Source organism: Azospirillum sp. VT-I1 (assembly GCF_055698305.1).
The window spans coordinates 399,543-414,366 of record NZ_CP168802.1 but is presented as its reverse complement, the minus strand read 5'-3'; the positions used below and the strand labels follow the sequence as shown (position 1 = coordinate 414,366).

The following is a 14,824-nucleotide window of genomic DNA, read 5'->3' as shown; positions in this document are numbered from 1 at the left end:
GACCACCCCCGGCCGAACCGGAGATCGATCATGAGCGTGAACGACACGGCCGCCGCCCTGCCGGCGGCCCACGGCGGAGCCTTGCCGATCGGAGGGCTCCTCCCGTCCAGCCTTCCCCTAAGATTTTCCACCGCCGCCCTGTTGTGGTTCGCTGCCTCCGGGGTAACGGCCTTGTGGCCCGATGCCGCCGATGCGGAGCCGTGGGAACGGACCGGCGAGTTTGCCAGTCTGCTGGTGGTCGCCGCCGGACTGCTGGCGCTGATCGCACCATTGACCGTGGTCATCCGCCCGGCGGCGCGCAGCCGGCTGGCATCCGCCATCGCGGGCCTGTCGGCGTCCGTGCCCTGGCTGGTCTCTCTCGCACTGGGCGTGACCGGCTGGGAGGTCCTGACCGCCAAGCTCAACCTGCTGCCGCGGCCCTTCTTCGTCCCGCCCCAGGCCCTGCTGGAGGTCTATCTCGACGACTGGCCGCGGCTGCTCGACTGCTTCGCCGCCTCGCTGAAACTTCTGGTCACCGGTTTTGCCGTGGGTTCGGTGCTGGGCGTGGTGACGGGGGTCGCCATCGGCTGGTCGCGCGCGGTCGGCTACTGGGTGCATCCGGTGCTGCGGCTGATCGGCCCGCTGCCGGCGACCGCCTGGCTGCCCATCGCCTTCTTCGCCTTCCCGACCAGCTGGAGCGCCAGCGTCTTCCTGATCGCGCTCGCCAGCGGCGTGCCGGTGACGGTCCTCACATGGTCCGGCGTGGCCGGGGTCAACAGCGCCTATTACGACATCGCCCGCACTCTGGGCGCGTCGCAACGCTTCCTGGTGCTGAAGGTCGCCGTCCCGGCGGCGATGCCGCATGTCTTCGTCGGCCTGTTCATGGGGCTCGGCGCCTCCTTCGCCGTTTTGGTGGTGGCGGAGATGCTGGGCGTGAAGTCCGGCGTCGGCTGGTACCTGCAATGGGCCCAGGGCTGGGCCGCCTACGGCAACATGTACGCGGCCCTGCTGGTGATGGCGCTGGTCTGCTCCGGTCTGGTGACGCTGCTGTTCCGCGTCCGCGACCGCCTGCTCGCCTGGCAGAAGGGAATGCTGAAATGGTAGCGCTCGAAAGCACCGACACTGCCGGCCAGTCCGCCGGCATGACCATCGACGTGCAGGCGGTCAGCCACAGCTTCGAACTGCACGGCGCGCCGCTTCCGGTCCTGGACGGGGTGGATCTGCGGGTGGAGCCGGGCGAGCTGGTCGCCCTGCTGGGGCCAAGCGGCTGCGGAAAATCCACCCTGCTGCGCCTCGTCGCCGGTCTGGAGCCGCCCAGCCGCGGTTGCATCCTGGCCGACGACCGCCCGATCACCGGCCCCGACCCGTCGCGCGTCGTCGTGTTCCAGGACCCGACGCTCTATCCCTGGCGCACAGTGCGCGACAATGTCGCCCTGGGGCTGGAGGCGCGCGGCCTGCTGCGCACCCAGGGCCATCGGGTGGACAAGGCGTTGGCGCTCGTCGGGCTGACCGGCTTCGAAAAGGCCTATCCGCACCAGCTGTCGGGCGGCATGGCCCAGCGGGCGGCGCTGGCCCGCGCGCTGGTCAACGACCCGCGCCTGCTGATCCTCGACGAGCCGTTGGGCAAGCTGGACAGCCTGACCCGGCTCGCCATGCAGAGCGAACTGGTCGATCTTTGGCGCAGCACCGGCTTCACCGGCCTTCTCGTGACCCACGACGTCGAAGAGGCGCTGTTCATGGCGACCCGCGTCATCGTGTTCAGCGGTCGCCCTGCCCGCATCAAGGCCGACCTGCCCGTCGACCGCCCCTATCCCCGCCACCGCGGCGATCCCGTTCTGACGGAGCTTCGCCACCGCATTCTCGAACTGCTCGGCCTTGCCGAGACCTGGTGAGGACAACCGACCATGACCGACAGCAAAGCGCCCGATACAGCCACTCCCAATCTGTCGCGCCTGCGCGGCTTCATCGCCGACTTCACCCGGCTGGTGGAACGGCACGGCGACGACGAAGCCGCGGTGCTGGACGCCGGCCGCGTCCTGCTGGCCGATCTGATCGCGACCGACGACTGGCTGCCCGACGCCTACGCCCAGCCCGACCCGGTGCATTACCGGCAATATCTGCTGCATTGCGATCCGTACGAGCGCTTCTCCGTCGTCAGCTTCGTCTGGGGACCGGGGCAGCGGACGCCGATCCACGACCACACCGTCTGGGGCCTCGTCGGCATCCTGCGCGGGGCGGAGCGCTCGCAACGTTACGATCTGCAGCAGCAGGGCGGGCCGCCCCTGGCCCATCCGCCCGAGATCCTGAAGGCGGGCTCCGTGGAGGCGGTGTCGCCCCGCATCGGCGACGTCCATGCCATCGCCAACGCGCTGCCCGACCGGCCGTCCATCAGTATCCACGTCTATGGCGGCAACATCGGCGCCGTCCGGCGGTCGGTGTTCGACCCGCTGACCGGCCAGCGCAAGCCCTTCATCTCCGGCTACGCCAACAGCGCCCTGCCCAACCTGTGGGACCGCTCGCAACCCGTCCCCCATGCCGCCTGAGGATCCGAAGCATCATGACCGCAGCCGCACCGCTCGCCACCCGCAAGCCCGCCGACATCCGCCGCGCCTGGATCGAGCGCGACGAGGTCGCCCTGCTCGACACGCGGGAGGAAGGCCCCTATTCGCTGGCCCACCCGCTGTTCGCCGTCTCCATCCCGCTCAGCCGCGTCGAGTTGCTCGCCTACGACCTGCTGCCGCGGCGCGACGTGCCGATCACCGTCTATGACAATGGCGAAGGCTATGCCGAGCCGGCCGCCCGCCGGCTCCAGGCATTGGGCTACCGCGACGTGACTTTGCTGGAAGGCGGTCTGGCCGACTGGATTGCCGCCGGCTTCGAGGTCTACCGGGACGTGAATGTACCCAGCAAGGCCTTCGGCGAATGGGTGGAGCACCATCGTCACACCCCCTCGCTGCCGGCGGCGGAGGTCAAGGCGCTGCTCGATGCCAAGGCCGATCTGGTCATTCTCGACGCCCGCCGTTTCGAGGAATTCCGCACCATGTCGATCCCCGGCGGCATCAGCGTGCCGGGCGCCGAACTGGTCAAGCGCATCCACGACATCGCCCCCGACCCGGAGACGCTGGTGGTGGTCAACTGCGCCGGCCGCACCCGGTCGATCATCGGCACGCAGTCGCTGGTCAATGCCGGCATTCCCAACCGCGTGGCCGCCTTGCGCAACGGCACCATCGGCTGGACTCTGGCCGGGCTGGCGCTCGACGGCGGGCGTGAAGGCCGCTTCCCCGAGGTCTCGGCCGAGGGCGACGCATGGGGCCGCCGGGCGGCGCGCGCGGTTGCCGACCGGGCCGGCGTCGGCCGGATCGATGTGAAGACGCTCGACCGCTTCCGCGGCGACGAGCGCCGCACGCTGCACCTGTTCGACGTGCGCACGCCGGAGGAATATGAGGCGGGCCATCTGCCGGGCTTCCGCCATGCCGCCGGCGGCCAGCTGGTCCAGGCGACGGACGAGCATGTGGCGGTGCGCGGCGCCCGCATCGTGCTGGCCGACGATCCGGCCGGCGGCGGCGGTCCGCGCGCCGACATGACCGCCTCCTGGCTCGCCCAGCTCGGCTGGGAGGTGCATGTGCTGGAGGGTGACGTGTCGGCTCTGGGCAGTGAGAGCGGTCCCGACCGCCGCCGCCTGCCGCCGGAACCCGATGTGGGGGCGGAGACCGTCGCGCCGCGCGACCTGCTGGCCCTGCTGGAGAATGGCGAGGCCGCGGTGATCGACATCACCCGCAGCCCGCGCTACCGCGCCGGCCATATTCCGGGGGCGTATTTCTCCACCCGCGCCCGGCTGGCCGGCACCATCACCCGCCTTCCCAAGGGGGTCCGCCCGGTGCTGACCTGCGGCGACGGCACGCTGACCCGCTACGCCGTCGCCGATTTTCCCGCCGGTCAGCGCCCGCTGCTGCTGGAGGGCGGTACCAGGGGCTGGGTCGCCGCCGGTCTGCCGCTCAGCACCGACCTCGACCGGCTGGGGGTGAACCCGACGACGTCTACAAGCGTCCCTACGAGGGAACCGACAACAGCGCCGCCGCCATGCAGGGCTACATCGACTGGGAACTGGAACTGGTCGACCAGCTGAAGCGCGACGGCGCCCACAATTTCCACGTCATCTGATGTTCCCGGTGAGGCCCGCCATGACCAAGCCCCTTCCCATCCTGCGCCGGACCCTGCTGGGCACGGCGCTGCTCCTCGCCGCCGGGATCGCCGGCCTGACGCCGGAACCGGCACGGGCGGAGGCCACGGAGGTCCGCTTCGCCCGCAATCTCGGCCTCGGCTATCTGCCGCTCTACGTCATGCAGGACAAGGGGCTGGTGGAAAAGCAGGCCCGCGCCGCCGGGCTGGGGGAGGTGAAGGCCAGCTACACCCCGCTCGGCAACCCGACGACGATCACCGAGGCCACCCTGTCCGGCAACGCCGATTTCGGTGCTGCCGGCGTGCCCGCCTTCATTATCGCCTGGGACAAGACGAAGGGGAACGCCAACCTGCGCGGACTGGCGGCGCTGAACGCCCAGCCCGCCTATCTCAACACCAACCGGCCAGAGGTGAAGAGCCTGAAGGACTTTACCGCGAAGGACCGCATCGTCGTGCCGTCGGTCCGCGCCTCCTACCAGGCCATCGTGCTGCAGATCGCGGCGGAGCAGGCATTCGGCCCCGGCCAGCACGCGAAGCTGGATGCACAGACCGTCTCGCTGGCCCACCCGGACGGCACCGCCGCGCTGTTGTCCGGCAAGACGGAAATCACGGCGCATTTCACCAGCCCGCCCTTCCAGGACCAGCAGCTGCGCGATCCGAGGATCCACAAGGTGCTGAGCAGCTACGACGTGCTGGGCGGCCCGGCCTCCTTCAGCGCGCTGTGGACCGCCGCCGCCTTCCACGACGCCAACCCGAAGCTGACGAAGGCGGTGCTGGCGGCGCTGGAGGAGTCGGTCGCACTGATCAAGGCCGACCCGCAGGAGGCCGCCCGCGCCTACATCCGCATCGAGAACTCCAAGCTGGGCGTGGAGGAGGTCGCGGCGATGATCGCCCATCCGGAGATCTCCTACGACCTCGCCCCGCGCGGCATCGGCATCTTCACCGACTTCATGGCGCGCATCGGCTCCATCCGCAACCGGCCGGCCGACTGGCGGGACCTGTTCTTCGCCGACATCCATGACCGCGCCGGCAGCTGAGGTCCCGCCATGCCCGAAACAGGATTCACCATTCACACGGCCTCCCCCACGCTCGGCGCCGAAATCCGCGGCCTCGACCTGTCGCAGCCGTTCGGCCCGGCCACGGCGTCGGCGCTGGCCGACGCGCTGGACCGCCATCTGGTTCTGGTCTTCCGTGGCCAGACCCTGTCCGACGCCGATCTCGTCCGCGTCTCCGGCCATTTCGGCCCGCTCGACAAGGCGCCGATCACCGAGCATGGCCGGCTGCACGCGCCGGGTTACGAGGAGGTCTATGTCATCTCCAACATCACCGAGAATGGGCGGCCCATCGGCGCCCTGGGGGCGGGGAGTCGGTGTGGCACGCCGACATGACCTATCTGGAGCCCCCACCCTACGCCAGCAGCCTCTATGCGCTGGAGGTGCCGGCAGAGGGCGGCGACACCGGCTTCCTCAGCATGTTCGCCGCCTATGATGCCCTGCCGGAAACGTTGAAGAGGCGGGTGGAGGGTTTGTCGATCAAGCATGACGGCACCACCAACAGCGGCGGCTATCTGCGCCAGGGCTTCGCTCCGCCGACCGATGTCGCCACCTCGCCCGGCACGGTGCATCCGCTGGTCGTCACCCACCCGGCGACCGGCGCCAAGGCGCTGCTGCTGGGCCGCCGTCCCCATGCATACATCCCCGGCCTGTCCGTGGCGGAAAGCGAAGCCTTGCTCGACGAGATCTGGGCGGCGGCGGTGCGGCCGGAACTTGCCTGGCACCACCGCTGGCGGGTCGGCGATCTGGTGATGTGGGACAACCGCTGGACCATGCACCGCCGCGACCCCTTCCCCGACGACCAGCGCCGCCGCATGCACCGCACCCAGATCGCCGTGCCTGCCCGCAACCCTCGGAACGCCTCTGCTTAGGAAACACCATGACCAAGTCACAGCATCTCATTTCGACCTCCCTCACCCGCCGCCACACCCTCGGCCTCGGCCTCGGCGCACTCGCCGGCCTGACCATCTCCCCACTTCGGCAAGCACAGGCGGCCATTCCGGCCGGAACCGTGCTGAAGGTCGGCGACCAGAAGGGCGGTGTGCAGTCGGTGCTGGAGGCCGCCGGGCTGCTGGCCGACCTGCCCTACCGCATCGAATGGAGCCAGTTCCCGGCCGCCGCCCCGCTGCTGGAGGCGCTGAACGCCGGCGCCATCGAGGTCGGCTATGCCGGCGACGCGCCGACCACCTTCGCGCTGGCCGCCGGCACCTCGGCCAAGATCATCGGCGCCGTGCGCTCCAACCCGCAGAGCACGACCATCCTGGTGCCGGGCAACTCTCCCATCCGCAGCGTCGCCGACCTGAAGGGCAAGACCATCGGCACCGGGCGCGGCTCCATCGGCCATTACCTCGTGCTGGCGGCACTGAAGGCGAACGGGCTGAAGCCCGGTGACGTGAAGATCGCCTTCCTGCTGCCGTCGGACGCCAAGTCGGCGCTCGCCGCCGGCTCGATCGACGCATGGTCGACCTGGGGCATCTATGTGTCGCAGGCGCTGCTGGTGGACGGTGCCCGCGCGGTCGTCACCGGAACGGGGCTGATGAGCGGCCTGTCCTACCAGTCCGCTACGCTGGAGGCCATCGCCACCAAGCGCGAGGCTCTGGCCGACCTGATCCGCCGCACCGCCGCCGCCCGGCTGTGGGCGCTGGAGAACAGCACCGCCTATGCCGACATCTGGGCCAAGGCCGTCGGCGTCGATCCGGCCATCGCCCGCCACACCTTCGGCGTCGAACGGGCGCGGCCAGTCGCCATCGACAACTCGGTCATCGCCGACCAGCAGGCGACATCCGATGTCTGGCGCGAATTCGGCATCATCCAGAACCGGCTGGATGCCGCGGCGATCTTCGATCCCGGCTTCAACAGCGCTCTGCCGGCCTGACGGCGAAGGTCGGCCCGAAGGCGACGCGATGGCGATGTTCCCCACCAACCTCGACATGGACGTGCTGCGGGCGCTGGTGATCGCCATGGAGCATGGCGGCTTCGCCCGCGCCGCCGAACGGCTCGGCCGCACCCAGTCGGCGATCAGCCTGCAGATGAAGAAGCTGGAGGAGCAGGTCGGCCAGCCGCTGTTCCGCAAGGCCGGGCGCACGGTGGCGCTGACCGATGCCGGCGACCTGCTGCTGGGCTACGCCCGCCGCATTGTCGCGCTGAACGACGAAGCCCTTTCGGCTGCCCGCGGCCGGACGATGGACGGCACGGTACGCGTCGGCTTCCCCCAGGATCTGGCGGAGCGCTGGCTGCCCGCCGTGCTCGGCTCCTTCCATCAGGCTCATCCCCGCATCCATGTCGAGGCACAGGTCGGCCGTGGGCGCGAACTGCGCGAGCGGGTGGCGCAGGGCGCGCTCGACCTCGCGCTGGCCTTCGGCGAGATAGGCGCCAGTTCCACCGCGACGGCGGCCGGTGCGGCGACCCTCGCCCATTTGCCGGTCACCTGGGTGGCGTCCGGCGGCTTCCGCGCCGATCCGGAAAATCCCCTGCCGCTGGCCCTGCTCGACGCGCCCTGCATGTTCCGCCAGCACGGCATCGAGCGTCTGGACGGCGGCGGGCGCCCTTGGCGCATCACATTCACCAGCCCCAGCCTGTCCGGCCTGTGGGCGGCGGTGGAGGCCGGACTGGGCGTCACGATCCGCACGCCCCTGGGCTTGCCCGACGTGCTGGCCATCCTTGAGCCGCGCCATGGCCTGCCGGAACTGGGATCGGTTCCCCTGGAGTTGCACCGCGCCCAGTCGGCCGCCAATCCGGCTGTAGACCGGCTGTGCGGGATTCTGACGGAATCGCTGGCGTCCCTTCTGACCGACGCCACGGCACCATAACAACAGTGTTTTTTCGTTACTTAAGATTTTCTCAACAGTGCGTTTTGTGTTTTTTGTTTTTCCTATTTCTGCAATAGAGATAGGCTTTCTCCTGTAGCCACTGCAACCGAACGGGCTCGGGAGGGACCATGACGGCAACCACCGCCACCACACCGACGGGACGCCAGCATCGCGCCCTGACGCTTCCGGCGGGCCTGCGCCGCTGTGCGGTGCCGCTGGCGCTGCTGGTTCTCTGGCAGGCCAGCGTCGGTTTCGGGTGGATCTCCACCCGGTCCATTCCCTCGCCCAGCCAGATCCTGACAGCCTTCTGGGACCTCACGGTCAGCGGCGAGCTGGCGGTGCATCTGCTGGTCTCGCTCGGCCGGGTCAGCGCCGGGTTGGCCATCGGCGTATCAGTTGGCACCGTCTGCGCCCTGATCGCCGGCCTGTCGCGTCGGGGGGAGGATGCGCTGGACGCGCTGCTGCAGATGCTGCGCACCCTGCCGCATCTGGCGCTGGTGCCGCTGTTCATCCTGTGGTTCGGCATCGGCGAGACGCCGAAGATCGCCCTGGTGGCGCTCGGCACCGCGTTCCCGATCTACCTGAACCTGTTCGCCGGCATCCGCACCGTCGACGCCAAGGTGGTGGAGGCCGTCTCCACCCTCGGCCTGACGCGATGGGAGATGATCGCCCAGGTGATCCTGCCGGGCGCCCTGCCCGCCTTCCTGACCGGCCTGCGCTATGCGCTCGGCGTCGCGTGGCTCAGCCTCGTGGTGGGGGAGCAGATCAACGCCTCCAGCGGCATCGGCTATCTGGCGATGACGGCGCGGGAGTTCCTGCGCACCGACGTGATCATCGTTGCCCTGATCGTCTACGCCATCCTCGGCCTGCTCGCCGACCTGATCGTCCGCGTCATCGAACGCTCGGCGCTGGTCTGGCGCCCGGCCTTCATCAAGGAGTGAGCCCCTATGAGCCACGCCCTTTCCCGGATTTCCACTCCGCCCAAGCCGGTCGTCAGCGTCCGCAGCCTCGTCCGCAACTTCGGCAACGGCAATGTGCTGGACGGCCTGTCGCTCGACCTCCAGCCGGGCTCCTTCACCGCACTGCTCGGCCGTTCCGGCTGCGGCAAGTCCACGCTGCTGCGCACGCTGGCGAAGCTGGACCCGGCGCCGGAAGGCACCGTGCAACTGCCCGACGAGCGCGCGGTGGTCTTCCAGGAGCCGCGGCTGGTGCCCTGGATGCGCGTCCTGCGCAACGTCACGCTGGGGCTGCGCCATCCCGATGCCGAAGCCCGCGGCTTGGCGGCCCTGGCCGAGGTCGGGCTGTCCCACCGTGCCCGCGCCTGGCCGCTGACCCTGTCGGGCGGCGAGGCGCAGCGGGCGGCGCTGGCCCGCGCCCTGGTCCGCGAACCGCGGCTGCTTCTCCTCGACGAACCCTTCGCGGCGCTGGACGCGCTGACCCGGATGCGCATGCAGGGGCTGGTGGAGACGCTGTGGCGCGCCCATTCACCCGCCGTCCTGCTGGTGACCCACGATGTCGACGAGGCGTTGCTGCTGGCCGACCGCGCCGTGGTGATGGCGAACGGCAGGATCGCCGCCGACATCCCGATCCCGCTGGCCCGCCCGCGCCGCCACGGCGACCCCGGCTTCATCGCGCTGCGCTCCCGCCTGCTCACCGAACTGGGCGTCGACGAGGAGCATCTGGCCGCGCGGGAACCACAGCGCACCGACGCCAGGGCAACCGGCGCAAAGCCCGGCGGCTACGGCCTGCCCGCCGGTGCCGCAGCCGCGCCAAGCCTCTGACCTTCACCGCCGACGGATTTCGCCAGCCATGACGACCCATTTTTTCCGCCACCCCTCCGCCACGATCGGCCGCCGCAGCCTGTTGCGCGGTGCCGCCGGGACCTGCGGCGCCCTGGCGCTGGGCGGTATGCCAGCCCTGTCGCAGGCCGCCTCTGGTCCGACGGCGGAAACCGTCCTGCGCATCGCCGACTACAAGGCGCTGGACGGGCTCGCGCTGGAGGCGTCCGGCAACGCGCAGTCCACCTACCGGTCGCAGTTCGCGGAGTTCGCATCGGGCAACCTGATCGTCGAGGCGATCAACGCCGGCTCCATCGATGTCGGGTCCAGCAGCGAGATCCCTCCCGCCTTCGGCATCGCGGCCGGCGCCCGGCTGTCCATCGTCGCGGTCGTCAAGGACGACGTGAACTGGCAGGTGGTTCTGGTGCCGCCGGGCAGCACGATCCGGTCCGTCGCCGACCTGAAGGGCAAGCGCGTCGGCTATGTCCGCGCCACCACAACGCAGTATTATCTTGCCAAGATGCTGGGCGAGGCCGGCCTGCGCTTCACCGACATCCAGCCGGTCAGCCTGACCCCGTCTGAAGGGCAGGCCGCCTTCGAACAGGGCGCGCTCGATGCCTGGGCGATCTACGGCTACTCAGTGCCCTTCGCCATCAAGAAGGGTGCGCGCGTTCTCATCACCTCCAATGGCTACCTGTCGGGAAACTACCTGTATCTCGCCTCGCCCGACACGCTCGCCGATCCGGGCAAATCGGCCGCCATTGGCGATTACTTCCTGCGGCTGCGCCGTGCCTTCGCCTGGCGCGCCGCCAACCTGGAACGCTGGGCGCAGGTCCATTCCGCCGCCATCGGAGTGCCGGTGGAAACCGACCTGGAGATCCTGCGCAGGAACTCGCGCCAGCGCGATCTGGCGCCGATCACCGATGCCGACATCGCGTCGGCCCAGAATGTCGCCGACACCTTCCACCAGTTGGGCGTGCTGCCCAAGCGCATCGACATCGCCCCGGCTTTCGACCGCCGCTTCACCGACATTCTGTCGCGTCCGCTCAGCTAGCGGAAAACACCCTGAACACTCGCCAGCCCAGAATGGGGACCGCTGACATGACCTCCTCTCAGACCGCTGCCGCCCATCCGCTCCGCTTCGTCGGCTTCGTCGGCAACCACAATTCGTCCGAAATCATCCCGCGCCAGGGTCCGGTGGTGGACCGCGACTATATCGAGACGGTCGCCAAGGCGCATGAGCTGGGCGGCTTCGATTCGGTGCTCCAGGCCTTCCACGCCGACGCGCCCGACAGCCTGCAGGTCAGCCAGCACATCACCAGCGTCACCGACCGGCTGGGCGTGCTGATCGCCCACCGCCCCGGCTTCCAGGCGCCGACCATCCTGGCCCGCCAGCTCGCCACGCTGGACCAGCTGAGCCGCGGCCGCGTCGCCATCAACGTCATCACCGGCGCGGAGCGCAGCGAGCTTGCCCGCGACGGCAACACGGTGGACGACAAGGACGACCGTTACGCCCGCACGTCCGAATTCCTCGACATCGTCCGCGCCGAGTGGAGCAGCGACAAGCCCTTCGACTACCAGGGCCGTTTCTATCAGGTCGAGAAAGCCTTCTCGCAGGTGAAGCCCTACAACGCGTCCGGCATCCCGGTATGGATCGCCGGCGCCTCCGCGGCGGCCATCGAGGTGGCGGGGCGCCATGCCGACACCTATGCGGTGTGGGGCGAGACCCACGATCAGGTGCGCGAGCTGCTGGCCCGCGTCCGTGCCGCCGTCGCCAAGGCGGGCCGTCCGCAGCCCGCCTTCAGCCTGTCGCTGCGCCCGATCCTGGCGGACACCGAGGACGCCGCCTGGGCCAAGGCCGAGGCGATCTACGACAAGGCCAAGGCGTTGCTGGAAAAGACCGGCTTCAGCCGCGGCGACCTGCCGAACAACGAAGGAGCGCGCCGCCTGCTGGCCATCGCCGACAAGGGTCACCGCCACGACAAGCGTCTGTGGACCGCCATCGCCGCCCTGACCGGTGCCAAGGGCAACTCCACCTCGCTGGTCGGCACGCCGGATCAGGTCGCCGACGCCCTGCTGGACTACTACGACCTCGGCGTCACGACCTTCCTGATCCGCGGCTTCGACCCGCTGCCCGACGCCATCGCCTATGGGCGCGACCTGCTGCCGCGCGTCCGCCAGCTGGTGGCCGACCGCCAGCGCGCCCAAGCCGTCGCAGCGGAGTGAGGGTGCTGTGGTGGGCCGGTCGCCGGTAATCCTCAACCAGCTTGGTCCGGTGGTGGGGGGACGCATCGCCGCCCACCGCTGCCGGCCGGCGGTGCTGGAGCATGAGGCGGGCCGTGCCCCCTGGGATCTGCCGGCCGGTGTCGAGGTGCTGCTGACCCGCCCGCTGATCGGCTGGGATGCGGCCCCCGCTGCCCCGCCACCCGGCTGGGGCGAGACCCTGCGCTGGATCCAGTCCGGCTCCACCGGGATTGACTTCTATCCGCCCTGGCTGCTGGCGGATCGGCGGACCGTCACCTGCGCCCGCGGCGTCTCGGCGGTGGCCATCGCCGATTACGTGATGACCGCCATCCTCGCCGTCGAGAAGCGTTGGGACGCCATCCGCCTGCGCGGACCGCAGGACTGGCGGCACGAGACGCTGGGCAGCCTGTCCGGCAAGCGGCTGGGGTTGGCCGGCTTCGGCGCCATCGGCCAAGCGGTTGCCGAGCGAGCGCTCGCTTTTGATCTGGCCGTCGGGGCGGTGCGCCGCTCCGGCTGGGCGGAGCCGGTGCCGGGCGTCGAGCCGTTCGACCGGTTGGAGGATTTGGTCGCCGCCAGCGATCATCTGGTCCTGGCGCTGCCGCTGACCGCCGCCACCCGCGGTCTGGTCGGCGCCGGGCTGCTGGCCCGGGCCAAGCCTGGACTGCATCTGGTCAATGTCGCGCGCGGCGCGCTGATCGATCAGGAAGCGCTGCTCGCCGCCATCGAGGGCGGGCGGATCGCCGGCGCCACGCTGGACGTCACCGATCCCGAACCGCTGCCGGCGGGACACCCTTTCTACAGCCACCCCGCCATCCGGCTGACGCCGCATGTCTCCTGGTCCGACCCGGCGTTCGACCAGCGACTGGCCGACCGCATCCTGGCCAACCTCGACGCCTACGTATGTGGCGAACCGCTGCGCGACGTGGTGGACGCCGGCACCGGCTATTGAATCCTTTCCCGACGGAGCCCCTTGCGATGACCCACATCCAACCAAGACCGCGGAAATTCTGGCCGCCGGTCGATCCGGTCAGCCACACCAGCGCCGAGGAGGAACGGCGGCACCGCAAGCAGCGGCTGGCCGCCACCTTCCGCCTGTTCGGCCGCTACGGCTTCGACCAGGGGCTGGCCGGCCATGTCACCGCGCGGGATCCGGAACATCCCGACCGCTTCTGGATCAACCCGCTGGGCCAGCATTTCCGCACCATCCGGGTGTCGGACCTGCATCTGGTCGATGGCGACGGCAACATCCTGCAAGGCGACCGCGCCATCAACCAGGCGGGCTTCACCATCCATTCGGCCATCCACAGAGCCCGCGCCGACGTGGTGGCCGCCGCCCACACCCATTCGACCTATGGCAAGGCATGGTCGGCGCTCGGCCTGCCGCTCGCGCCGCTGAGCCAGGATTCGGCCGCCTTCTACGAGGATCAGGTGATCTTCGACCCCTATTCCGGCGTCGTCCTGACCGAGGGCGAGGGCAAACGGCTGGTGGATTCACTGGGCGACAAGAAGCTGGCGATCTTGAAGAACCACGGGCTGCTGACCGTCGGACCGAGCGTCGAGGCGGCGGCCTGGTGGTTCATCAGCGCCGACAACGCCGCCCATACCCAGTTGCTGGCGGAGGCCGCCGGACGGCCCCAGCCCATCGAGCATGATACGGCCCTGCTGACCCGCTCGCAGGTGGGAACCCACCAGGGCGGCGCCTACAACTTCCACCCCTTGTGGGAATGGATCGTCGCGGCCGAGCCCGACCTGCTCGACTGATCCTGTCCCCATCCTTCGCGAAAGCACCCGAACGATGACCGCGAACACCGCTCTCTCCCGCCGTGGCCTGATCGCCGCCGGCGCCGTTACGCTCGCCGCCCCCTTCGTCCTGCGCCGCCGGGCGGTGGCGGCGGAGCCGCTGCGCCTGTCCTGGAATGCTGGCGCGGTCTGCTTCTCCGCCGTGCCGCTGGCCTTCCAACTCGACCTGTTCAAGAAGCACGGGCTGGAGGTGGAACTGATCAACTTCACCGGCTCCACCGACCAGTTGCTGGAGGCCATCGCCACCGGCAAGGCCGATGCCGGCGTCGGCATGGCGCTGCGCTGGCTGAAGCCGCTGGAGCAGGGCTTCGACGTGAAGATCTCCGCCGGCCTGCATGGCGGCTGCATGCGGCTGTTCGGGGCGAAGGAAGCGGGGGTGAAGACGGTCCTGGACCTGCCCGGCAAGACCATCGGCGTCAGCGACATGGCCAGCCCGTCGAAGAACTTCTTCTCCGTCGTGCTGACGAAGTTCGGCATCGATCCGAACAAGGACGTCGAATGGCGCCAGTTCCCCGCCGACCTGCTGGGGCTGGCGGTGGAGAAGGGCGAAATCCACGCCATCGCCGACGGCGACCCGCTGGTCTGGCGCCACACCAAGGACCCGCGGATGGTGGAGATCACCAACAACGTCTGCGGCGAGTTCGCGACCCGCACCTGCTGCCTCGTCGGCGTGCGCGGCAGCCTGCTGCGCGACAACCGCCCGGCGGCCAAGGCGCTGACCACGGCGCTTATCGAGGCTCAGCACGCCGCCTATGCTGACCTGCGTGCCGCCGCCGCGGCCTACGCCCCCTTCGCCCCGAAATTCCCGGTGGAGGAGCTGGAAGCCATGCTGCGCAGCCACGCCCACAACGTCACTCCCACCGGCGATGAGCTGCGCCAGCAACTGGCGCTCTACACCGACGAGCTGAAGAGCGTGTCGGTCATCAAGCGCTCCACCGACAGCCAGCGCTTCGCCGGCCGCATCACGGTCGATCTCGCCTGA

At 69.8% G+C, this 14,824-nt stretch carries 15 protein-coding genes and 1 pseudogene; all 16 read left to right on the top strand.

All coding sequences use genetic code 11. The annotated features are described in order from the left end of the window. The first annotated feature begins 30 nt into the window (after positions 1-30). The 16 genes and pseudogenes from AB8P05_RS15965 to AB8P05_RS15890 all read left to right on the top strand — a co-directional run bounded on the left by AB8P05_RS15965 (position 31) and on the right by AB8P05_RS15890 (position 14,824). Positions 31-1,083: an ABC transporter permease gene (locus AB8P05_RS15965; RefSeq protein ID WP_472760035.1), complete on the top strand. Its 1,053-nt coding sequence runs from the start codon at positions 31-33 to the stop codon at positions 1,081-1,083. After that, positions 1,077-1,871, top strand: a complete 795-nt coding sequence (locus AB8P05_RS15960; protein ID WP_472760034.1) for an ABC transporter ATP-binding protein — start codon at positions 1,077-1,079, stop codon at positions 1,869-1,871. Before AB8P05_RS15965 ends, AB8P05_RS15960 begins: the two co-directional genes overlap by 7 nt. Positions 1,872-1,883: 12 nt before the next feature. Beyond that, positions 1,884-2,522, top strand: a complete 639-nt coding sequence (locus tag AB8P05_RS15955) for a cysteine dioxygenase family protein (RefSeq protein ID WP_472760033.1) — start codon at positions 1,884-1,886, stop codon at positions 2,520-2,522. Between the two features lie 14 nt (positions 2,523-2,536). Next, positions 2,537-4,140 (top strand): annotated as a pseudogene (locus AB8P05_RS15950) (rhodanese-like domain-containing protein). Positions 4,141-4,160: 20 nt separating this feature from the next. After that, on the top strand, positions 4,161-5,195 hold the full coding sequence (locus tag AB8P05_RS15945; RefSeq protein WP_472760032.1) for an ABC transporter substrate-binding protein: 1,035 nt from the start codon (positions 4,161-4,163) through the stop codon (positions 5,193-5,195). A 9-nt stretch (positions 5,196-5,204) separates the two neighbouring features. Then, positions 5,205-5,546, top strand: coding sequence for a TauD/TfdA dioxygenase family protein (locus AB8P05_RS15940; protein ID WP_472760031.1), 342 nt, complete (start codon positions 5,205-5,207; stop codon positions 5,544-5,546). Further along, on the top strand, positions 5,543-6,082 hold the full coding sequence (locus AB8P05_RS15935) for a TauD/TfdA dioxygenase family protein (protein ID WP_472760030.1): 540 nt from the start codon (positions 5,543-5,545) through the stop codon (positions 6,080-6,082). Before AB8P05_RS15940 ends, AB8P05_RS15935 begins: the two co-directional genes overlap by 4 nt. 8 nt (positions 6,083-6,090) lie before the next feature. Continuing rightward, the gene (locus tag AB8P05_RS15930; protein ID WP_472760029.1) at positions 6,091-7,086 is read left to right on the top strand and encodes an ABC transporter substrate-binding protein; all 996 of its coding nucleotides are present in this window, start codon (positions 6,091-6,093) and stop codon (positions 7,084-7,086) included. A gap of 28 nt (positions 7,087-7,114) precedes the next feature. After that, positions 7,115-8,020, top strand: a complete 906-nt coding sequence (locus tag AB8P05_RS15925) for a LysR substrate-binding domain-containing protein (RefSeq protein WP_455173436.1) — start codon at positions 7,115-7,117, stop codon at positions 8,018-8,020. A gap of 128 nt (positions 8,021-8,148) precedes the next feature. Continuing rightward, positions 8,149-8,961, top strand: a complete 813-nt coding sequence (locus tag AB8P05_RS15920; protein WP_472760028.1) for an ABC transporter permease subunit — start codon at positions 8,149-8,151, stop codon at positions 8,959-8,961. 6 nt (positions 8,962-8,967) lie between these two features. Further along, on the top strand, positions 8,968-9,801 hold the full coding sequence (locus AB8P05_RS15915) for an ABC transporter ATP-binding protein (protein ID WP_455173434.1): 834 nt from the start codon (positions 8,968-8,970) through the stop codon (positions 9,799-9,801). A gap of 28 nt (positions 9,802-9,829) precedes the next feature. Next, positions 9,830-10,852: an ABC transporter substrate-binding protein gene (locus tag AB8P05_RS15910; protein ID WP_472760027.1), complete on the top strand. Its 1,023-nt coding sequence runs from the start codon at positions 9,830-9,832 to the stop codon at positions 10,850-10,852. A gap of 47 nt (positions 10,853-10,899) precedes the next feature. After that, positions 10,900-12,024: an LLM class flavin-dependent oxidoreductase gene (locus AB8P05_RS15905; RefSeq protein WP_472760026.1), complete on the top strand. Its 1,125-nt coding sequence runs from the start codon at positions 10,900-10,902 to the stop codon at positions 12,022-12,024. A gap of 7 nt (positions 12,025-12,031) precedes the next feature. After that, entirely contained in the window at positions 12,032-12,991 is a 960-nt protein-coding gene (locus AB8P05_RS15900) for a D-isomer specific 2-hydroxyacid dehydrogenase family protein (protein ID WP_472760025.1), read from the top strand. Between the two features lie 26 nt (positions 12,992-13,017). Then, the gene (locus AB8P05_RS15895) at positions 13,018-13,803 is read left to right on the top strand and encodes a class II aldolase/adducin family protein (RefSeq protein WP_472760024.1); all 786 of its coding nucleotides are present in this window, start codon (positions 13,018-13,020) and stop codon (positions 13,801-13,803) included. A 34-nt stretch (positions 13,804-13,837) separates the two neighbouring features. Next, positions 13,838-14,824, top strand: coding sequence for an ABC transporter substrate-binding protein (locus AB8P05_RS15890; RefSeq protein ID WP_455173429.1), 987 nt, complete (start codon positions 13,838-13,840; stop codon positions 14,822-14,824).